The 21,368-nt window shown below is 55.9% G+C and carries 16 protein-coding genes and 2 pseudogenes; 6 read left to right on the forward strand and 12 right to left on the reverse strand.

The genetic code is table 11. From position 1 onward, the window contains the following. Positions 1-59: 59 nt before the first annotated feature. A complete protein-coding gene (locus OM794_RS09590; protein WP_211594192.1) occupies positions 60-1,517 on the forward strand; it encodes an NAD-dependent succinate-semialdehyde dehydrogenase in 1,458 nt (485 codons plus the stop codon). A 142-nt stretch (positions 1,518-1,659) separates the two neighbouring features. On the opposite strand, the gene purH is transcribed toward OM794_RS09590, so the two are convergent. The 8 genes and pseudogenes from purH to OM794_RS09630 all read right to left on the reverse strand — a co-directional run bounded on the left by purH (position 1,660) and on the right by OM794_RS09630 (position 11,223). After that, entirely contained in the window at positions 1,660-3,276 is a 1,617-nt protein-coding gene (gene purH, locus OM794_RS09595) for a bifunctional phosphoribosylaminoimidazolecarboxamide formyltransferase/IMP cyclohydrolase (RefSeq protein WP_226249460.1), read from the reverse strand. A gap of 50 nt (positions 3,277-3,326) precedes the next feature. Further along, positions 3,327-3,692: a DNA-binding transcriptional regulator Fis gene (fis, locus tag OM794_RS09600; protein WP_226249459.1), complete on the reverse strand. Its 366-nt coding sequence runs from the start codon at positions 3,690-3,692 to the stop codon at positions 3,327-3,329. Beyond that, positions 3,689-4,740, reverse strand: a pseudogene (dusB, locus tag OM794_RS09605) (tRNA dihydrouridine synthase DusB). The gene fis and the pseudogene dusB overlap by 4 nt, the downstream one beginning before the upstream one ends. Before the next feature lie 113 nt (positions 4,741-4,853). Further along, on the reverse strand, positions 4,854-5,768 hold the full coding sequence (gene prmA, locus OM794_RS09610; RefSeq protein WP_226249458.1) for a 50S ribosomal protein L11 methyltransferase: 915 nt from the start codon (positions 5,766-5,768) through the stop codon (positions 4,854-4,856). A gap of 108 nt (positions 5,769-5,876) precedes the next feature. Then, a complete protein-coding gene (gene accC, locus OM794_RS09615; protein WP_226249457.1) occupies positions 5,877-7,217 on the reverse strand; it encodes an acetyl-CoA carboxylase biotin carboxylase subunit in 1,341 nt (446 codons plus the stop codon). 31 nt (positions 7,218-7,248) lie between these two features. Then, positions 7,249-7,725, reverse strand: coding sequence for an acetyl-CoA carboxylase biotin carboxyl carrier protein (gene accB / locus OM794_RS09620; protein ID WP_088701594.1), 477 nt, complete (start codon positions 7,723-7,725; stop codon positions 7,249-7,251). A 333-nt stretch (positions 7,726-8,058) separates the two neighbouring features. Continuing rightward, complete coding sequence (gene dsbD / locus OM794_RS09625; protein ID WP_226249456.1) at positions 8,059-9,909, reverse strand: protein-disulfide reductase DsbD; 1,851 nt, start codon at positions 9,907-9,909, stop codon at positions 8,059-8,061. Between the two features lie 549 nt (positions 9,910-10,458). Next, on the reverse strand, positions 10,459-11,223 hold the full coding sequence (locus tag OM794_RS09630) for an SDR family NAD(P)-dependent oxidoreductase (RefSeq protein WP_226249455.1): 765 nt from the start codon (positions 11,221-11,223) through the stop codon (positions 10,459-10,461). A 225-nt stretch (positions 11,224-11,448) separates the two neighbouring features. On the opposite strand from OM794_RS09630, the gene OM794_RS09635 reads away from it, so the two are divergent. Further along, positions 11,449-12,378, forward strand: coding sequence for an AraC family transcriptional regulator (locus OM794_RS09635; RefSeq protein ID WP_208797173.1), 930 nt, complete (start codon positions 11,449-11,451; stop codon positions 12,376-12,378). A 118-nt stretch (positions 12,379-12,496) separates the two neighbouring features. Here the strand turns inward: OM794_RS09635 and OM794_RS09640 are convergent, their stop codons facing one another. Further along, positions 12,497-13,396 (reverse strand): LysR family transcriptional regulator, encoded by a 900-nt coding sequence (locus OM794_RS09640; RefSeq protein WP_226249454.1) that lies wholly within the window; start codon positions 13,394-13,396, stop codon positions 12,497-12,499. 227 nt (positions 13,397-13,623) lie between these two features. Here OM794_RS09640 and OM794_RS23355 point away from each other — a divergent pair. The 3 genes and pseudogenes from OM794_RS23355 to OM794_RS09650 form a co-directional block, all read left to right on the forward strand. Continuing rightward, positions 13,624-13,917: pseudogene (locus OM794_RS23355) on the forward strand (alcohol dehydrogenase catalytic domain-containing protein); the annotation flags it as partial. Beyond that, positions 13,897-14,544 (forward strand): zinc-dependent alcohol dehydrogenase family protein, encoded by a 648-nt coding sequence (locus tag OM794_RS09645; protein WP_413927728.1) that lies wholly within the window; start codon positions 13,897-13,899, stop codon positions 14,542-14,544. The pseudogene OM794_RS23355 and the gene OM794_RS09645, both read left to right, overlap by 21 nt. A gap of 288 nt (positions 14,545-14,832) precedes the next feature. Next, a complete protein-coding gene (locus OM794_RS09650; RefSeq protein ID WP_226249452.1) occupies positions 14,833-16,152 on the forward strand; it encodes an aldehyde dehydrogenase family protein in 1,320 nt (439 codons plus the stop codon). A 305-nt stretch (positions 16,153-16,457) separates the two neighbouring features. Here OM794_RS09650 and ppa read toward each other — a convergent pair whose 3' ends face one another. Further along, the gene (gene ppa, locus OM794_RS09655) at positions 16,458-16,988 is read right to left on the reverse strand and encodes an inorganic diphosphatase (protein ID WP_071693104.1); all 531 of its coding nucleotides are present in this window, start codon (positions 16,986-16,988) and stop codon (positions 16,458-16,460) included. 271 nt (positions 16,989-17,259) lie between these two features. On the opposite strand from ppa, the gene OM794_RS09660 reads away from it, so the two are divergent. Further along, positions 17,260-18,975, forward strand: a complete 1,716-nt coding sequence (locus OM794_RS09660) for a bifunctional protein-serine/threonine kinase/phosphatase (protein WP_088701592.1) — start codon at positions 17,260-17,262, stop codon at positions 18,973-18,975. A gap of 84 nt (positions 18,976-19,059) precedes the next feature. Here the strand turns inward: OM794_RS09660 and OM794_RS09665 are convergent, their stop codons facing one another. Further along, entirely contained in the window at positions 19,060-20,319 is a 1,260-nt protein-coding gene (locus OM794_RS09665) for a 6-phosphofructokinase (protein WP_226249451.1), read from the reverse strand. Positions 20,320-20,519: 200 nt separating this feature from the next. After that, entirely contained in the window at positions 20,520-21,188 is a 669-nt protein-coding gene (gene rnt / locus OM794_RS09670) for a ribonuclease T (protein WP_009286574.1), read from the reverse strand. Between the last annotated feature and the right edge of the window lie 180 nt (positions 21,189-21,368).

Consider the following 21,368-nt stretch of genomic DNA (forward strand, 5'->3'; position numbering starts at 1 on the left):
TCTTAGCATGAAGACGTTAATGAGCCTACGAGGCCAACATTTTTGGTCAGGAGCCTGTCATGGAAGCGCTTAAAGAAACACAGCTGTATTGCCCCTTTGCTTATATCGACGGCAGTTGGGTCGCGGCAGATAGCGGCGAGCAGATTACCGTATTAAACCCGGCGACCGGCGAAGCGATTGGCGATATTCCCCGCCTGGGTAAAGCCGAGACCGAGCGAGCCATTGATGCTGCAGATGCTGCGCTACCGGCCTGGCGGGCGCTGACTGCCCAGGAGCGCGCTGACTTACTGTTGAAGTGGCACGATCTGATGCTTGAGCATCAACAGGATCTGGCCATGCTGATGACCTACGAGCAGGGCAAGCCGCTAAAAGAAGCCGCGGGTGAAATCGCTTATGCAGCCAGCTTTTTACGCTGGTTTGCCGAAGAGGCGCGGCGCGTTTACGGCGAAACCATTCCCGCGGCAAACGCCAATCAGCGTATCGTTGTCACCAAACAACCTGTTGGCGTAGTGGGGGCGATTACGCCCTGGAATTTCCCGGCGGCGATGATTACCCGTAAAGCCGGGGCTGCATTGGCCGCTGGTTGCACGATAGTGGTTAAGCCTGCTAGCCAGACTCCTTTCTCTGCAACGGCCTTGGCGCTGCTGGCTGAACGGGCAGGTATCCCACGCGGTGTCTTTAACGTCGTACCCGGAAGCGCTAGCGATATTGCCCAGGCGATGACTGAGTCGCCTAAAGTGCGCAAGATCACCTTTACTGGTTCGACCGAGGTTGGGCGCAAGCTGATGGCCCAAGCGGCGGAGCATATCCAGAAGATATCGCTAGAGCTTGGTGGTAATGCGCCCTTTATCGTGTTTGAGGATGCCGATTTAGATGCGGCCGTAGAAGGTGCTATGGCCGCCAAGTTCCGTAACGCTGGCCAAACCTGCATCTGCACTAACCGCTTTCTGGTTCAGTCCAGTGTGATCAACGCTTTTTGTGAAAAGCTAGCAGTGGCCATGAACAGCGAGCTGTATGTGGGGGATGGCACCAAACCCAACATTAATATCGGCCCGTTAATCGATGATAATGCGGTTAAAAAAGTTAGCGAGCATGTTCAGGATGCCATTGATAATGGCGCTGAACTCTTGTTGGGTGGGCATCCGCATCCGCTGGGCGGCAATTTCTTTACGCCAACGTTGATCAGTTTTGCCACTGACAAGATGAAAGTGGCTCACGAAGAGACCTTTGGGCCATTAGCTGCTGTCTTCCCGTTTGATGATGAGGAGACGGCTATTGAGATGGCCAATGATACCCAATATGGTTTGGCGTCCTATTTCTACTCCCGTGATCTTGCCCGCGTATGGCGTGTTTCCGAAGCGCTTGAGTACGGTATGGTGGGTATTAACACTGGCGCTATTTCCAACGCTGCCGCGCCTTTTGGGGGTGTAAAAGCCTCGGGTCTAGGCCGCGAAGGGGGTCACCAGGGCCTGGAAGAGTATTTGGAAACCAAGTATCTATGTATTGATCTTGGCTAAAAGCTCGATGGGCGTTAATGGTCAGTGAGCCATTGGCATCTGTTGATGATAGTAAAGGTGATCGTAAGAAAGCCCCTTAGGCATGCTCTATCAAAAGAGCGCCTAAGGGGCTTTTTGCTGTTAATGCAGGTGAGTTAAAGGCTTAGTGGCGGAAGTGGCGCATGCCGGTAAATACCATGGCAATGCCTGCTTCATTGGCGGCATCGATCACTTCCTGATCACGCATGGAGCCCCCTGGCTGAATAACGGCGGTAATGCCTGCTGCTGCGGCCGCATCGATGCCGTCACGGAAGGGGAAGAAGGCATCAGACGCCATCACTGAGCCGGGCACCGAAAGGCCTTCATCTGCGGCCTTGATCCCAGCGATTTTAGCCGAATAAACGCGACTCATTTGGCCGGCGCCGACACCCACGGTTTGGCCATTTTTGGCGTAAACAATCGCATTGGATTTGACAAATTTGGCCACTCGCCAGGCAAAGGCAAGGTCACGTAGCTCTTGCTCGCTGGGCGCACGCTGGCTGACCACGGTCAATTCGTCGCGGGTGACCATGCCGTCGTCGCGCTCCTGAACCAACAAGCCACCATTGACGCGTTTAAAGTCTAATGCAGGCTGCTGTTCGGCCGGCCAGTGGGCACTGACGTCCAATAAGCGCACATTCTGCTTATTGGCCACGATGGCGGCGGCTTCATCGCTGACGCCCGGGGCAATAATCACCTCGACGAACTGGCGGTCAATAATCGCCTGGGCGGTTTCCGCATCCAGCGGCGTATTGAAGGCGATAATGCCGCCAAACGCGCTGGTGGGGTCGGTAGCAAAGGCTTTGTCGTAAGCTGCCAAAGCGGTGGCGCCAATGGCAACGCCACAGGGGTTGGCGTGCTTAACGATAACGCAGGCGGTATCGGTGAAGGCCTTTACGCACTCAAAGGCGGCGTCGGTATCGGCAACGTTGTTATACGAAAGCGGCTTGCCCTGGAGCATTTTTGCTGTGGCAACGCTGGGTTCGCTTGCCTGGGGGTCAACGTAAAAGGCTGCCTGCTGGTGCGGGTTTTCGCCATAACGCATATCCTGCTTTTTATCGAGCTGCAGGTTGAAGGTGCGTGGGAAGGTTTCATCAGTGGCATTGACCTTACGGCCTAGGTAGTCAGCAATCGCACCATCGTAGCCGGCGGTATGCTCAAAAGCTTTCACTGCTAAATCGAAGCGCGTGGCGCGGCTGACCTGGCCATCTTGGGCGGCCAGCTCGCCCAGTACTCGAGCGTAATCACTGCTATTGACCACTATGGTGGTGTAAGCATGGTTTTTGGCGCAAGCACGAACCATGGTGGGGCCGCCAATATCGATATTCTCGATGGCATCTTCCAGCGTGCAGTCAGGCTTGGCGACGGTGGCGGCGAAGGGGTAGAGATTGACCACTACCATATCGATAGGGGTGATATCGTTCTCCGCCATCACCGCATCATCCTGGCCACGGCGGGCCAGAATGCCGCCGTGAATTTTCGGGTGCAGCGTTTTAACCCGGCCATCCATAATTTCGGGGAAGCCGGTGTGCTCAGACACCTCTTTCACGGCTATCGCATTTTCTTGTAGCAGGCGGAAAGTGCCGCCCGTGGAGAGCAGTTCAACGCCATGCTCAGTGAGTCCGCGGGCGAATTCCACAATGCCGGTTTTATCAGAAACGCTCAGCAGGGCGCGGCGGACGGGGGTCGCGTTGCTTTCAGTCAAGGAGGGGGTATCAGCCATGAGAGGTGTATCAGCCATTAGAGTGCTCGTGTGCAGAGTCGAGAATTAAAAACAACAACGCCCCAGGGTTATGGGGCGTCACCTTCGATGAGTCCGTATAGCTTGAGTTTTTTGCGCAGCGTGCCGCGGTTTAGTCCGAGCACATCAGCGGCCCGTGTCTGGTTGCCGTCGGTGTGCTCTAGAACGCAGGCCAGCAGTGGCGCTTCTACTTCGGCCATCACCATGGCGTAAAGATCGGTAGTCTGGCTGCCGTCCAAATGTTCAAAGTAGCGGCGCATAGCCGTTTCCACTGCTTCCCGGAGCGGCTGAGGCGGTGAGTTAGCCGCTGGATCCGCTAGCGTGCCCGCTAAAGGGGAGTTGCTCTCATAAAATGCGTCGCTGGCAAGAGCGTCGCTTGAGTAATTGTCGCTAGATAGAAGATCGCGTTCGGTCATGCAGCATAGCTTCCTTTGGCTAGCAAACGCGTGGCGGCGCCGGGGGCCATCGCGTCATTGATCCAATCAAATTGCGTTTCAGGTGACGCTAACGCATTGAACTGCTGCTTAAGCGCGCGCTGTTGTGGCGGCGTAAAGCGTTGGTCATCGCTAAGGTACCAGCCGACATGTTTGCGCGCGATACGCACACCCATAGTGTTGCCATAAAACGCGTGCAACGCTTCTAAGTGTCCGTGAAGCACTTGGTGGCGCTCCGAAAGGCTTGGCTGCGCCATCCGCTCTCCATGTTGGAGATAGTGGTTGATCTGTTGAAAGATCCACGGGTTACCCTGAGCACCACGGCCGACCATCACTGCATCAGCGCCGGTATAAGCGAGTACCTCGGCGGCTTTTTCCGGACTTGTTATGTCGCCGTTGGCAATTACCGGGATCGATAGGTGAGATTTGATCTCGGCAATCGTGTCGTACTCTGCCTGTCCAGTATAGCGCTGTTGGCGATGACGGCCATGCACAGCGAGCGATTGAATACCGGCTGACTCGGCAAGCCGGGCAATGCGCAGGGCATTATTTGATTCGGCGCACCAGCCTGTGCGGATTTTGAGTGTAACGGGTATATCAACCGCTGCCACCACCGCATCGAGTATCTCAGCCACCAAGGCTTCATCGCGAAGTAACGCTGACCCTGCCGCTTTGTTACACACTTTTTTGGCAGGGCAACCCATATTAATATCAATAATCTGCGCACCCAGCTCGGCATTCAAGCGCGCCGCCTGGGCAAGCATGTCTGCATCGCCCCCGGCGATTTGCACCACGCGTGGTCGGGCTCGCCCCGATGATCCATGCGCAGCTTTGATTTGCGAGTATGCCATAGGCTGGGGTCTGCCGTGACCATTTCCCCCACGACCCATCCAGCGCCAAGCCGCCGGCATAGCTGGCGAAAAGGGCGGTCGGTGACGCCAGCCATTGGTGCAAGCATAACCCGGTTGGGTAATGTAAACGAACCAATGGCGACTGATCCAATATTGGCAGGTGATGGGTTTAACGTCATGGCATCAGACTTTATGGGTTTTGAGCAGTGAGCGCTGGGGTGGCGACGAGTAGGCGTTTCAAGGGGGCGTATGATACGCCTACTCGCTGATGGGGTGAAGGCCCATTGCCGCTTTAACGCGAACGTAGGCCACTAAGCCGTACCCATCCTTCGCGGATGACAGGCTCATCCATGATAAGGCCCTGCGCTGCATAGGCTTCGTAAACGTCATCGGCCTGATTGGCCAAAATCCCCGATAGCGCAACCCGGCCACCCGGCGCTACATGCCCGGCAATCATCGGCGCTAGTTCAACCAACGGGCCGGCTAAAATATTGGCGGTCACGATAGGGTAGTGGCCGCCATCGCTTAACTGCTCAGGGTAGTAGAGGTTTAACGCCGACTCGGCAATAGCGTTGCGTTCGGCATTGTCGCGACTGGCCTGCAACGCCTGGGGGTCAATGTCGGTGGCATCTGCATGGCTGGCACCCAGCTTGAGCGCGGCGATAGCCAGAATGCCGGAGCCACAGCCTACATCCAACACCTTTTGCTCGGCTAAGTGGCCGGCTACGGCGAGTTCATCCAGCCACTCCAGGCACAGGGCTGTGGTGGGGTGCGTACCGGTGCCAAAGGCGAGGCCTGGGTCGAGAATCAGGTTAACGGCATCTGCCTCGGGTGGTTCGTGCCAACTGGGCACGATCCATAGCCGCTGGCCCATGCGCAAAGGGGTGAAGTCATCCATCCACTCCCGCTCCCAGTCCCGGTCGGCGAGCAGCTCATACTCAATGGTCGGGCAGGGCTCACCGGGCATCTGCTCCGACCAGGCAGCCTCAATGCGCTCGAGCATGCTCTCGACGCCCTCCAGGTCATCGTAGAGACCGGTGAGGATGGTATCTTCCCACAGCGGGGTGGTGCCCCGCTCGGGCTCAAACACCGGATCATCGTGGGCATCCTGAAGGCCAATGGCGGTCGCACCTTCCTCAAGCAGCAGCTCTTCGAGGAGCTCGGCCTGTTCGGGAGCGACGTGGGCTTTGAGTTGCAGCCAGGGCATGGAAGTTCTCCGCAAGGCAATTTAAAGACGCATTCAATAAAGACAAAGACGGGGTGGACATGGCCACCCCGCTGGGGATTACACAGTGCGCTGGAAAGCGCTTAGCGGCTAGCTGCCGAGTTTCTTTTCCAGGTAATGAATGTTGACACCGCCTTGACGGAAATAGCTGTCGCGAACCAAATCCTTTTGCAGATCGATATTGGTTTTAATACCTTCCACCAGCAGCTCGTCGAGGGCGTTGCGCATGCGTGTCAGGGCTATTTCACGATCTACGCCCCAGGTGATCAGCTTGCCGATCAGCGAATCATAGTGCGGGGGGACGGTGTAGCCGGTATAGAGATGAGAGTCCATACGGACGCCTAAACCACCGGGAGCGTGAAACAGCGTGACCTTGCCGGGAGAGGGCATAAACGTGCGCGAGTCTTCGGCGTTAATCCGGCACTCGAAGGCATGGCCGTTGAGCTGAACATCTTCCTGACGAATGGACAGTGGCAGGCCGGAAGCGATACGCAGCTGCTCTTTGACGATATCTACGCCGGTGACCATTTCGGTGACCGGGTGCTCGACCTGAACGCGAGTATTCATCTCGATAAAGAAGTACTCGCCGTCTTCATACAAGAACTCAAAGGTACCGGCGCCACGGTAGTTGATCTTGATACACGCCTGGCGACATGCTTCAAGCACTTGAGCGCGGGCTTCAGGATCCAGGCCTGGCGCTGGGGCTTCTTCGAGTACTTTCTGATGACGACGTTGAAGCGAACAGTCGCGGTCATAAAGGTGGATGGCGTTACCCTGGCCGTCGGCGAGCACCTGTACTTCGACGTGGCGCGGCTTCTCAAGGTATTTTTCCATGTAGACCGTGCCATCACCAAAGGCAGCGTGGGCTTCAGTGCGGGTAACGGTAATCGCCGACAGCAGATGGCCTTCAGTGTGTACCACGCGCATACCGCGGCCACCGCCGCCAGAAGCCGCCTTAATGATGACCGGGTAACCGATGCGCTGTGCAGTGGCTAAGTTGGTGGAGTCGTCCTCACCCAGTGGGCCGTCGGAGCCTGGCACAGTGGGAACGCCCGCTTCCTTCATTGACTGGATGGCACTGACTTTATCGCCCATCAGGCGAATGGTCTCAGCGCGGGGGCCAATAAAGGTAAAGCCTGAACGCTCAACCTGTTCGGCAAAGTTGGCGTTTTCAGACAAAAAGCCATAGCCCGGGTGTATGGCAGAGGAGTCAGTGACTTCGGCCGCACTGATCAGGGCCGGAATATTTAAGTAAGACTGCGCTGACGAAGCCGGGCCAATACACACGGCTTCATCCGCCAAGCGAACGTGCATGAGTTCACGATCAGCTTTGGAGTGCACCGCTACGGTTTTAATGCCCAGTTCTTTACAGGCCCGCAGGATACGGAGGGCAATCTCGCCGCGGTTGGCGATAAGTACCTTGTCCAGCATGGGAGAGTCCACCCGTGTTGAAAATGAAAGATTAAGCGATAACGATCATGGCTTGATCGAATTCTACCGGCTCGCCATCTTCCACCAGGATGGCTTCCACGATACCGTCACGGTCAGCTTCAATCTGGTTCATCATTTTCATGGCTTCAATGATGCATATGGTGTCGCCCTGCTTAACGCTATCGCCGACTTCAACAAAGGATTTGGCGCCCGGCGCTGGGCTGCGGTAGAAGGTGCCTACCATGGGTGAGTTAACGGCTTCGCCCTGGTAGCTTGCGCCCTGAGGCTCTGCTTCAGAAGCAGGCGCTGATGCGGGAGCGCCTGCAGCGGGGGCGGCGGGAGCATAGCCAGGATGCTGCGCATATTGCGGCATCGGCTGTGGCTGCCACGAAGCACCGTTAGGATGGCGGCTGATGCGTACTGACTCTTCGCCTTCCTGAATTTCAATCTCGCTAATATTGGACTCTTCGAGCAGCTCAATCAGTTTCTTAACTTTGCGGATATCCATGGCATAGCCCCATCAATGTCTTAAAAGGTAGTTACAAAGCGCTCACACATAGGTGCAGGGAGCTCTTTATGGCGCGTACGTAGCGCAGTAAACCAAATTTAAAAATGAGGAGAACGCAGCATGTTAGCGAACGTTACCCCGTTCTCAGCGTTAAAAAAGCAAGTTTTTAGCTAATATGGGAGCGGAGTTTGCCGAAAAAGTGCCAGGATGTCCAGCAACAGCCTAAGCCAATGGCAAAACCAGCCTCTAGAGCAGAATTAAACAACTGTTTGACGATGTTCGCAGCAAAAAGCCGTTTTAGTGTCTTGAAGTGTGTGTAGACAGATATAGCAATCAGCCGTTCACTACCCAGCGATTGACGGACTCAAGATGTTCGTAGAGCTGGTCGGCTGTCACTTCGCCTTGGATACGCGCAGCACGAATCTCCTCACCCTGGCTGAAAAAGAGCAGGCTTGGGGGGCCGAAAAGATCGAATTGATTCAGCAATTCACGGCTTTGGGGATCTGTATGAGTGACATCGGCAGCGATCAGGGTGTAGCCGTTGAGCGCCTCAGAAACTCGTGGGTCGGGATAAACATCCCGTTCCAATAACTTGCATGAAATGCACCAGTCGGCGGTAAAGTGGACAAAGGCAGGCTGGTTAGCCTCTTCCGCTTGGCTGATGGCCGCTTCAAGCTCGGTTAGGCTGCTTACCTGAGTGAATTCGAGTGTTGCTACCTTATTTCCGCTAGTGCTGGAGGCTGCCGCAAGGGGGCGTAAGGGGTTGCTGCCGCCTTGAGCGGCGCCAATCACCAGCACGATCCCCCACGCTAGCAGCATAAGCCCCAGGGTTTGGCGTGCCCGCGGCCACCCCTGGGGCTGGTTGAAACTCAGCGCCTCAAGCGCCAGCGCCGTGCCGATAGCCAGGGCTGCCCAAAGCAGCAGCGCAATAGGTGCGGCTACTAAACGCTCAATCATCCAGATGGCGACGCCTAGTAGCAGCAGCCCAAAAGCGATTTTGACGCCATTCATCCAAGCACCGGAGCGGGGCAGCAGGGTGGCGCCAAAGGTGCCTACCAAAAGAAGCGGTACGCCCATGCCCATGCCCAGCGCAAACAGCACCGCGCCGCCCATCGCAGCATCCCCTGTTGAGGAGATAAACACCAGCGCTCCGGCCAAAGGCGCCGTTACACAGGGCGATACCACCAGCACCGAGAGGGCGCCTGCCAGGGCTAAACCCGCCGGGCCACTGCGCTGTGCCCGGGCCTGCCAAGCGTCGATACGGTTGGCTAAGCGGGGCGACAGGTTAAGGTTAAAGGCACCGAACATGGCCAGGGCAAAGAGCGTAAAGAGCACGGCAAAGGTGATTAATACCGGGGCTGACTGCAGGTGCGCCTGAAGATTAAGCCCGGCGCCAAACAGCCCCATTAATACCCCAACCAGGGCGTAGGTCAGCGCCATACCGAGTACATAGCTTAACGATAGGGCAAAGGCGCGGGGGCGTGTGGGGTTCTGGCCGACGACGATCGATGACAAAATCGGAATCATCGGCAGCACGCAGGGGGTAAAGGTGAGGCCCAGGCCAGCAATAAAAAACAGCCCTAGCGCTAGCGGAAGACTGGCGTCGCTGATCGCAGCGCTAAAGCGGCTGTCCTCGCTTTGAGGCCCCGAGAAGTCACGCTGTGGGGTGGCCGTTTCACTTGCGGTGTTATCACCTGCTTGCCAGTTTGCAAATTGATTGGGCGGCTCCGTTTCGCTTGCCTGAAGCTGCGTGCGCTCCGGTGGGTAGCATAAACCCGCGTCTGCGCAGCCTTGGAAGGTTAACTCAATATTTAAAGGGCCTGAGTAGGGAGCTTCCAGCGGTACTTCAAACACTACCTGATCGCGGAACACATACACATCGCCCATAAACTCATCGTTGGTAAAGATGCCTTTGGGGATAATGGGGTCGCCGAGACTGACAACCTCCGTTTGGCTGACTACTGCGAACTGGTGGCGATATAGGTAGTACTTATCTGCGATATCCATGCCGATATAGAGCGTATCGCCATCGTGCCAAGTAGTCGGCTGAAAGGCTTCCATAACCGGTAAAAAGTCGTCTTGGTTGCTAGACGATGGAAACCATTGGGCGTTTGCACTTAGCGGTAGCAAGCCAAGAAAGAAAATCAATAATGTAAACAGGCTCAGGCGTTTAAGAGATAACACGGTGCGTCCTTAATCAATGGCATCGCAATGAGAGGCTAATAGCATACCGCAACCTTAAGCCGCTGGCGTATACGCTGCGGTGACGTGACGCGGCCGTTAATAATGCGTTAATCCGGCCAACAAAAAACCGCTCGATAGGCTTATACCAGACAGTTAAGTCTGACTGGCTTTTTTTAACCGTATATTTTTGTGGTTGTGCCCAGATAGCAAGCGGGTACGACCTTTCTCATCTATAAGGTAATAAGAAAGAAGGAGTCATCTGAAAGCGTATCAATTTAGTCGTCAACGCCACCTCGACGGTCGAGATGCTGTCAAACGCGGCTCCCGTGATCAGGTGGCTCGTCAACTCCATTTGACATACCCTCCGCACTTGAGGATAGCCCGCCTCTCGGTAGGCATTACGTGTCCGTGTAAGAGCCGCTTGGTTGCAGCCATACCACACCGTCTATGCCTAAAAGCCTTGGACTACACCAATGAGGGTGAGGGGGTTGTTCGAAAACACGTTTGCCGACCTCCACCCCGAGGCGTTTGCCAGCCTCCGCATATGGATCAAGGTTGATCCGTGGGCCTGACGACGATCTCGTTGATCGCCACTCGCCGGGGGTTGGTCACGATGAAGGCAGCGGCCTCGGCGATATCTTCCGCATGCAGGCGCTCCACCTCGCCGAACATGCTGGTGAAACCTTCCCACTGTCCATCTTTCTGCTCGAAGAGCTCGGTTGCGGTCGCACCGGGTTCGATCACCGAAAAGCGTAGCGATTGCTTGGTGAACTCCTGACGCCAGGCTTCAGTGGCGGCCGTGACGGCAAACTTGGTGGCGTTGTAGATGGCCACTTGGGGAGCGGCGATGCGCCCGGCAACCGAGGAGATATTGACGACATCTGCCACAGCGCGTGGACTGGATGTCACAGCCTGCAGAAGATGCGGCAGGGCCTGTTTGGTGAGGTACATCAACCCCCGCAGGTTGACGTCCACCATGCGATCCCACTCTTCAAGCGGCGATTCCACGGAGGGGCCATTGAGCATCAGCCCCGCCGCGTTGACCAAGGTATCCAGACGACCGAAGTGTTCGATTACCTGATCAACCACACGCTCTGCTTCGTGGTTGTCTGTGATGTCTGCAGCAATCACCAACGCGGTGCCGCCAGTGGCGGTGATCCTGTCGGCAAGCGACTCGAGCCTATCCTGGCGTCTGGCCACCAGCGCAACGCTGGCTCCCAGGTCGGCCAGTCGAATGGCCGTCGCCTGCCCGATACCGCTGGAAGCACCGGTGATGAGGGCTACGGTTCCGTTGAGCTTCTCGGCGTTTTTCATGGAGTTCCTCCGTTTGAGTCTACATGGATCCCGGACACTCAATACCGCTGTACGTGTCCGCGTATTTAATTCAAGGGACGATCCAGAGGGTAGGGGTATAGAGGGGGAACTCGTGACGCTGATTCTTCCCATTCGTTGCCTATTTCTCTTGATCCTGGGGAAAAGCGAAAATCTGGCCGTTCATCGAACTAGAATGGAATATGCTCAATAAGGCAGGAGAGAACAGTGATCATCGAACTCGGGATAGACGACCAGGCACGGCGAGAGGAAACGGCAGCCATCCGTGATGAGATGGCGGGGCAGATTTCAAGCTTTGTCGGCAATCAGATGGAGCGTGAAACCCGTTTGCCGGGCCTGAGTTTTTGCAAGGTGACGACGCCACAGCCCCCAACGCCCTATTTGTATGAGCCAAGCCTCGCCATCATCATTCGCGGAAAGAAGCGCGTCGTACTGGGAAACACGACGTATATCTACGATGCGTCACGGTTTCTGCTGACGGCAGTGAATCTACCTACGATTACCGAAGTCACAGATGCATCGCCCGAGCGGCCCTATCTCTCTTTACTGATGAAGATTGATTTACAGATGGCTCGCCAGTTGATTGCGGATGTCGAGACGCTTGGCCCGAAAGCAGAGACACAGCACAAAGCCATGGCGACCGGCCCCGCGACCGTCGACTTGATGGACGCGACGAGCCGGATGGTCCGGCTACTCGACCAGCCACACGACATGCTCCACTTGGGTAGTCTTGTTCAGCGAGAGATTCTTTATCGGGTACTGACCAGTTCTGCCGGCGGGCGTTTTCGCGACACCGTCATGGTGGGAACACAAAGCCAGCGTGTCGCCAAGGCCGTTGCCTGGTTGCGTGAACACTATACGCAGCCGCTGAAAATCGAAGCCCTGGCGGAATTGGCCAACATGGGAGTGTCTACGCTTCACCATCATTTCCGTAAATTGACCTCAATGAGCCCACTTCAGTACCAGAAACACCTACGTCTTTATGAGGCGAGAAGGCTGCTGATCGCGGAAAATATCGATGCCGCAACGGCGGGTATACGGGTTGGCTACGAGAGCATTAGCCAATTCAACCGGGAATACCGAAGGATGTTCGGTGCCCCACCTATTCGCGACGTCGCGCCATTGCGGTCAATCTGACTACTGACTTTAGTAGGGCCAGGACGAGAAACTGAGCTTTTCGTCACCTTGGTGGAGGAGGGCGAGCAGCTTTGCTAGTGGGCGCACATAGCCTCCCACTGATGGCTGGTGTCGATAGCTAGGCTCGCCCATCATAGCGCAGCAGGTCGATCACGGCGCGCATGGCCGGACGCATCTGGCGACGTCCCGGGTAGTACAGAAAACTGCCGGTATGGCGCACCGACCATCGCGGCAGGAGTTCTACCAGCTTTTCGCTGGCGAGGTGCGCTGCAACCTGCTCACGCAGCAAATAGCCCACGCCAATTCCTTGCAGCGTTGCCTCTATCAGAAGATCCATGTCGTTGGTGATGAAGGCAGGTTTTATCGCGACGTCGAACATGCGCGATCCGCGCTGGAACTGCCATCGTAACAAGGTACCGGACGTGCTCATTCGATAGGCGATACAGGCGTGTTGCACCAGATCCTGGGGACGTGCGATGGCGGGTGCTGTCTTCAGGTACTCGGGCGTGGCGACGACGACTGTTCTGTAGTCGGGGCCGATACGCACAGCCACCATGTCCTGGGCTAATTGCTCTCCATTGCGGATGCCTGCATCGTAGCCAGCCGAAACGATATCGACCAGCCCCTCGTTGGTCGTGATATCCAGGGTGATACCGGGGTAGGTCTGACGCAGCGCTTGCAGCTTTGGAACAACATAGAGCGCTGCCGCGCTGTGGTGGGTGTTGATGCGCACGATCCCACTGGGACCGGCGTGTTCGTCTGCAAGTTCTTCGAGTCCATTCCCGATGTCTTTGAGAGCGGGTCGCAGGCGTGCGAGGAGGCGTTCACCGGCAGCCGTGGGAGCAACGCTTCGCGTGGTTCTGTTCAGCAACTTGACATCAAGGCGCTCCTCCAGCAGGCGAATGGCATGACTGAGCGCGGAGCTTGAAATGCCCAGCCTATTTCCCGCCCGAGTGAAGCTCCGTTCCTCGGCGATCACAGCAAATGCCATCAGATCCGCAAAATCTGCTCGTTTCATTGCTGAGTCTCACTCATAAGCTCGTCAATTAAACAGCATCTTATCAATTAATTGAGGTGCTCATATAGTTATTTGAGCAGCGTATCCGAGGTAGCAGCCCGAGCCACATCTCGAATGATCTGATCAGGAGCGAAAGCCATGAAACGTTGGGTTCTGAAGAGCGGAGCGACCACCCTGGAGGGTCTGATCCTTGAAGATGCCGTGAAGCCGGAACCGGGCCCGGTGAAGTCCGTGTGCGTATTCGGGCTGTGTCGTTGAACTACCGTGAACAACTGATCCTGGGCAATGCCGGTGGCAACTGGCGCATGGATCGCGACTTGATTCCGGTCGCCGATGGCGCCGGCGATATCGATGCGATTGGAGAAGGCGTGGAGCAGTGGACTCCGGGCGACAAGGTCGTCACGGTCTACCTGCGCGACTTCATCCATTGGCCGCCCCATGCGGGTATCGGTCTGGGCTTGGGGTCGTTGGATGAGAATGGCGTGCTGGCCGAGTACGTCGTGTTGCCGGCGGATCGCCTGAGCCCCGCGCCGAGCACGCTCAACGATGTGGAAGCGTCGACCTTGCCATGCGCTGCGCTAACGGCATGGACGGCATTGCAGAACGCCTACCCAGTGAGACCGGGTCAGACGGTGCTGTCGTTGGGCACCGGTAGCGTATCGCTGTTCGCGATGGCGTTCGCGAAAGCACTGGGGGCGAAGACCTATCTCACGACTAGCCAGGACGACAAGCGTTCGCGATTGCTAGAGCTCGGTGCCGAGGATGTCTTCAACTATCGCACCGACGAGAACTGGGGCCAGTCCGTCTACGCGGCTACCGGCGGCGTGGATAAGGTGGTGAATACCGCCGGCTTCGGCTCGATGAACCAGTCCGTCCAGGCTCTGGCCTTTGGCGGCGACATTGGCTTGGTTGGCCTGTTCAACTTCGGTGACGTGATCGAGCCCGGTTTGTTTCTCGCCAAGGGCGTAAGTGTTCGAGGCATCCCGGTCGGCTCGCGCGACGGCCTGGAGGATATGGTCGGCTTTATAGACAAGCATCAGATCAAGCCGGTGATCGACCGGGTCGTCCCGTTCGTCGACGTGAAGCAGGCCTACCAGGCCCAGAGTGCCCCGAATCTTTTTGGCAAGATCGTCATCGAGATCGCCTAAATCAGCGGCGGGAGCTATCGCTGGCACGACTATTCTTGGCTTTGTCTTCCCAAAAGTTCAGCAGTTTTAGTGGGGAGCCAAGAGAATTGAGCAATGATCGGGAAGGATCGGAGTGCCACGTATAGTAAAGACTTCTTTAGATTTGATTAGAGGAGCGCTGCCTCCCGCTCGGTGCTCCGTTTTCACATACACACAAAAGCGAATCGGGTCTCCCCTTGCTTCGAAGGGGGTCGCCTATATGCGAGCAAACAATCTCGACGCTTGCCCTCAACAACGGAGGAAGTCGTTATGAATATTGAATCCGAAATTGACCGTGTTTTCACATTACAGCAAGCCCATCAATGGCATCTAAGGACGTCGACGGCAGAGCAACGAAAGGATCGTCTCCGACGCTTCAGGGAAGTATTGGTCAAATACGAGACTGAAATCCGTGATGCACTTACATCTGATTTGGGACGCCCCGCCGAAGAGCCGGTGACGTTCGAGCTGGCCGTCACCCTGGCGGATATCGATGAAGCCATCGAGAATATTGACGAGTGGATGAAGCCCGTACCTGTCCAGACCTCTGCGCCCGGAGGTCAAGCGTATATGGTCTATGAACCGCGAGGCGTCGTTCTCGTCTTCGGCCCATGGAATTTTCCGATTAGCCTGCTCTTTACCCCAATGGTGCCGATGATAGCCGCAGGCAACTGCATCATCGCCAAACCAAATGAACTCACCCCCGCATCGAGCGCCGTGGCCGCAAAGATCATTCGTGAAACCTTCGACGAGCACGAGGTCGCGGTGTTTGAAGGCGGCGTCGATGTTGCCAACATCCTGCTGAACCGACCTTTCGATCACATTTTCCTTACGGGCAGCCCAGCGGTCGGTAAGATTGTCATGACGGCGGCAGCTAAGCATTTGGCCTCGGTGACATTAGAGCTCGGTGGCAAATGTCCTGCTATTTTGGATGACAGTGTCAATCTCGACACTGCCGTTTTTGAAATCGGCATGGGGCGTATGACGAATAATGGACAGACCTGTCTATGCGTCGACTATGTAGCATTACCCGAAGCGCTACGCGATCAGTTCGTTAGAGCGCTTGAAAACCAATGGCGAGACAATTTTTATGATGGCGAAACGTTCATGGCGAACCGCAATTCCCGCATGGTCAATTCGCGCAATTTCTTGCGCGTCAAGGGGTATATTGATGACGCCGTTGCACGTGGTGCGCGGGTGGCTTTTGGCGGAAACTGCGATGCAGAAAACCTGACGATCGAGCCGACCATACTGCTTGATACGCCGCTTGATGCATTGGTCATGCAGGAGGAGATATTCGGACCTGTTCTTCCAATTGTCACTTATCGCGATGTCTCAGAGGTTTACTCATTCATTCGTAAAAGCGGCAAACCACTGGGTATGAACATTTTTTCAGAGCGGCACGAGTTTGTTGAAGACGTACTCCGCAATACCTCATCCGGGGGCGTATCAGTTAACGGATGGGCGAGAAACTGGCCAGAGAGCCATCTACCGTTTGGTGGGGTCAACACTAGTGGTATAGGTCGTTATCATAGCGTCCATGGATTCCGCGAGCTTTCTCACGAACGTGCAGTGTTTGAAGTAATCTGATCATACGGGCTTGCCTTAGGCCGGGCCTCAACCGAGCCAAATTGGTGTTTGCCCTTGAGTACTCTGAGAGGGCAAGCACTGTTTTAGGCCTATAGATAATCTGCCAGGTGAGGCCGCAACTGATCCCGAGAGTGAACTGCACCCAATCTGACATTAATCCAACGATTGGGGTGTTTTTATGGCGAAATACAATGAAGAGTTCAAGCTGTCAGTAGTAAATTGCTACGCAGAAGGACAAGTCTTGGGTCAGTTCACGGAGACGGCTTTATCACATGACGGTGAAGAACATTGCCGAAACGCTACTATTACGCTTTCTGGTAAGCAATTACGGATTTTTCAATTGCTTTGCGCGCAGCGTCAGCACCTTCCCAGGACTCGACTTTTACCCATTTGCCTTTCTCTAGATCTTTGTAGTTCTCGAAGAAGTGCGCAATTTGCTGGCGCAGTAGCTCAGGCAGGTCGGTCACTTCGTGGACATCGTCATAGAGCGAGCTTAGCTTGGCATGGGGTACGCAGATCAACTTGGCATCTTCACCGGCTTCGTCGGTCATGTTCAGAATGCCTACCGGACGGGCGCGAATAATGCTGCCAGGTTGAACCGGGTGCGGAGTTACCACCAAGGCGTCCAGGGCATCGCCATCGTCGGCCAGGGTGTGGGGGATAAAGCCGTAATTGGCGGGGTAGAACATGGGCGTGGCCATAAAGCGATCCACGAGTAGCGCGCCCATATCCTTATCAATTTCATATTTGATCGGGTCGTGGTTGGCAGGAATTTCGATCACCACGTAAACGTCGTTAGGGAGATCCTTTCCAGCAGGGATATTATCGAAGTTCATCATTGATTCCTTGATAGTGCTGTGGCTAGAGTCGTGCCGTGGTTAGGCAATCGTTTCAGAGTCGTTTTATGGCGAAGAATTATACGAACATGGCTGCCCAATTACCAATGCGACATAGGTTGCTCGTGGGTGATCATTCATATGCCCTTCAATTTGGACGAATACGATAGAGACGTTTGGTGGGCATCGTTTCTGCTCCGCTGCGTGTATCATAGGCGGCGTTTATTGACAGTGATGTCCATCGAACGAGTAGGCAGCCTAGGAGGATGACTTGTCGCACGCCCAGTTGCTCATCAGTTATGGTCAAGCGTTTGTCGCGCCCGATCGGCGCCTACACCGCAGCTCAATGTCGGTTCGCTTTCCTGAAGCGCCGCTGCTTCGCGCCAAAGGCGGCTGCGCGGTGATTAGCGACTCCATTTCACGCAATACCATGGCCAAGCAGGCGGGAGATATAAGTGTGCGCGGCTTTCTGGCCGACTACTTTTCTACCCCTGACCACTGGGATGTTAAAACCTCGGCCACCCGCGTACTGCGTGCGCTTAACAGCTGGTGTTACAGCCAAAGCCAGCATGTTAAAGAGGGGAGTTTTGTATCCTCCATGTCGGCCATGGTATTTCGTGGTCGTGAAGCCCACCTTTTCCACATGGGCGATACGCTGGTGTTTCGGTTGCGGGGTGCGGAGTTTGAACAGCTCAGTCGTGACCATGTGACCGATCTCGGCGGTTATCGCTACCCTTCGCGGGCGTTGGGTATGGATGGCAGTGTCGATATTGATTACACCCATATTGCGCTTAAACAGGGCGATCTGTTCCTGTTTACCACCCAGGGGGTGCGCGGCACGCTGCTGCCTTCCGACTATGTGCGCCTGATTCGCCAGGATGCCAGCGACCTGGATGCCGCCTGCGAGCGGCTAGCCAATGAGGCCAAGCAGCGCGCTCAGGAGCGCGGCTACGGCGGCGACCAGTTCTGTTTTCAACTGGTACGCATCGACGAACTACCCGAAGAGGTTACCGAACACCCGGGGCAGCTATACGGCGATCTGCCCATCCCTCCAGAGCTGGCGCCGGGGGAGCGTTTAGACGGCCTGGAGATTCTCGCCGTGCTATCACGCACGGCACAGTCGCGGGTTTATCGCGTCCGCGATGTGCATAGCGAGCGGGAAATGGTCATGAAAGCACCCAGTCCTGAGCTTTCGTTACGTAATGCCTACCTAGAGCACTTTCTACTCCAGCAGTGGGTAGTGGAGCGGGTGAACTCGCCTTTTGTGGTGAAAGTGATGGAGCCTTCCCGGCCGCGACGCTATCTCTACTACTTAATGCAGCACATCGAAGGCGAAACGCTGCGGCAATGGGCGGAGCGCCATCCTCAAGCCAGCTTGACCCAGCGTCTGGATATTGCCAATCAGTTGGGTAAGGCGGTGCAGGCGTTGCATCATCGGGAAATCATTCATCAGCAGATCAATCCCGATAATATTTTGATCGACCCCCACGGCAAGCTAGTGCTCACCGATTTTAGTGCTTGCCATATGCGCGATGGGGAAGGGCACCGCCACTCAGGTGAGTTGCTCAGGCAGATTGGCTTTAACGAACACACCGCACCTGAGTACGCCTTGGGTGATAGCATCGGTCGACGCAGCGATCAGTACTCGCTGGCTTCGACGACTTACTGGCTGTTAACCGGCGCTTTACCCTATACGTTGACGCCCAACCGACTGCGCAGCCATACCGACCTGGAAGAGTTGACCTACCGCAGCGCGCGTACCACCAATCCAGAGATATCACCCGAACTGGACGATGCGTTACGCCGCGCCTTGGATCCCCAACGGGCATTGCGGTTTAGGCGTATGTCCGAGTTTTTGCATGCGCTTAGGGTGCCGCTGGGGCGGCTGCCCAACCGGGAAGAGAGCCGCCAGGAGCCGCGGCGGTTTTGGCAGGGGGTGGCAGGTATATTGCTGTTGCTGCTCGTGCTTTCCTGGCTATTAAGGTAGCAAAGCGCCTAAAAAAGCGGGGCGATGAATCACTTCATCGCCCCGCTTTTTTATTGCTGCTCTTTTTAACTTAACCTTGCTGTATTACAGCGTAAAAGCAGGCAACTTGCGTTCTGCTTTGGCCAGTTTCAGTTTGGCGACTTTGGGTAGGCCGTTCTCAAACGGAGGGAAATCCTCGCCCTGAATCAGCGGTGAGAGATAGTCCCGGCAGGCCTGGGTAATGGCAAAGCCGTTTTCACTGATAAAGTCACGGGGCATAAACTTCTCTTGGTTGGCTACCTGAGAGAGTGGGGCAGAGATCACGTCCCACTGGTAGGGCGCCTGAGAGATACGGCGAATGGCGGGCATCATGGCGTTTTTACCCGCCAGCGCCAAGGTAACTGCTTCGCGACCCACCGCATAGGCTTGTTCAACATCGGTCTTAGACGCCAGGTGACGCGCCGCACGTTGGAGGTAATCAGCTACGGCCCAGTGGTACTTGTAGCCCAAATCCTGTTTGATCATGCCGGCGAGCGTCGGGGCGACGCCGCCAAGCTGGCGGTGGCCAAACGCATCGGTATTACCTGCATCGGCCAGGAAGGTGCCATCTTCGTAGCGAGCGCCCTCAGAGACCACGATGACGCAGTAGCCATACTGTTTAACACTCTCCTCAACCCGTGCCATCGCCGCTTTACGGTTGAAGGGGATCTCCGGGAAGATAATCATATGTGGCGGCTCGCCTTCGGCTTCGCCAGCTAACCCACCGGCGGCGGCGATCCAGCCAGCGTGGCGGCCCATGACTTCGAGCACAAATACCTTGGTAGAGGTGGCGCACATGGAGGCGATATCCAGCGATGCTTCCAGGGTCGAAGTGGCGATATACTTAGCCACACTGCCAAAGCCCGGGCTGTTATCGGTAATCGGCAGGTCGTTATCGACGGTTTTAGGTACGTGGATAGCGGTCAGCGGATAGCCTAGTTTCTCGGAAAGCTGCGAGACCTTTAAGCAGGTGTCGGCGCTGTCACCGCCACCGTTGTAGAAAAAATAGCGAATATCGTGGGCTTTAAAGACTTCGATCAAGCGCTCGTACTGGGCGCGGTGGGTATCGATGTCTTTTAACTTATAGCGGCAGGAGCCGAAAGCGCCGCCGGGCGTATGGCGCAAGGCGGCAATGGCTTCATCGCTCTCCTGGGTAACGTCGATAAGGTCTTCCGTTAAGGCACCGATAATGCCGTTGTGACCGGCGTAAACCTTGCCAATTTGATCGGGGGCTTGGCGGCAGGCTTCGATAACGCCGCAGGCGCTGGCGTTGATCACGGCGGTGACGCCACCTGATTGGGCGTAAAAGGCATTATGCTGGGCCATGGAAACGTCTCATCTCCTAAAAACGGATAGTTTGAATCGATATGTTTATCACCGCCAAATACGCGCTACCCGGCATTGTCGGCGCTAAACCAGATTGCTGTAATGGGGCGAAGTTTAGCGTAAAGCCTGGTTCTCTGCATCAATGGCGCGCTGCGTTAACGGCTCTGTGCATCATCGGCTACGCTGTTGACGACGAGATGTTAATCCGCACCGTCCATTTCTTGCTCGCGCTGGGCAAGCTGCCAGCCGCCCAGGTCTTTATAGCGATTGACCATGGCGCAAAACAGCTCGGCAGTGCGCTCAGTGTCATAGCGAGCGGAGTGGGCGGCCTTGTTATCAAACTCAATGCCCGCAGCACGGCACGCCCTGGCAAGTACTGTTTGCCCATAGACCAGGCCGGCCAGGGTGGCGGTATCAAAGCTTGAAAATGGGTGGAATGGGTTGCGCTTAATCCCGCAGCGATTGACCGCTGCGTTCAGGAAACCCTGATCGAACGCCGCATTATGGCCGACTAAAATGGCGCGGGTGCAGTCGTGGGCCTTGATCGATTTACGAATTGGGCGGAAAATTTCTCCCAGTGCTTCCGACTCGCTCAGCGCTACCTGGCGACGCAGAGGGTCGTCCAGGTTGATGCCGGTAAAATCGAGCGCGGACTGCTCTACATTCGCGCCCTCGAAGGGCTGAATGTGGTAGGCATAGGTGGCATCAGGAAGCAGGTTGCCCTCCGGATCCATGGTCAGCGTGACGGCGGCTATCTCAAGCACAGCGTCGCCTTGGGCATTAAATCCCCCGGTTTCTAAATCAACGACCACGGGCAGGTAACTGCGAAAACGTTGGGCCATTAATTCGCGGGCAATTGCCTCGCTCATGCAGCTCTCCTTATCTTCAAGCGAGTAAATAGTAAAGCGAGATCAGTCAACCTCAGCGGCAAGCCACCGCTTTGAATGGTGTGATTCTAGCAGCTTTAGCCCACAGGCGTCGTTGACGGTATTCGCTGAGCATTGAGAGCGCTATACTCAAGGTCTGTCTCAAGGGCTATGCCGACGAGC

This window comes from Halomonas sp. BDJS001, from assembly GCF_026104355.1.
GTDB lineage: Bacteria > Pseudomonadota > Gammaproteobacteria > Pseudomonadales > Halomonadaceae > Vreelandella.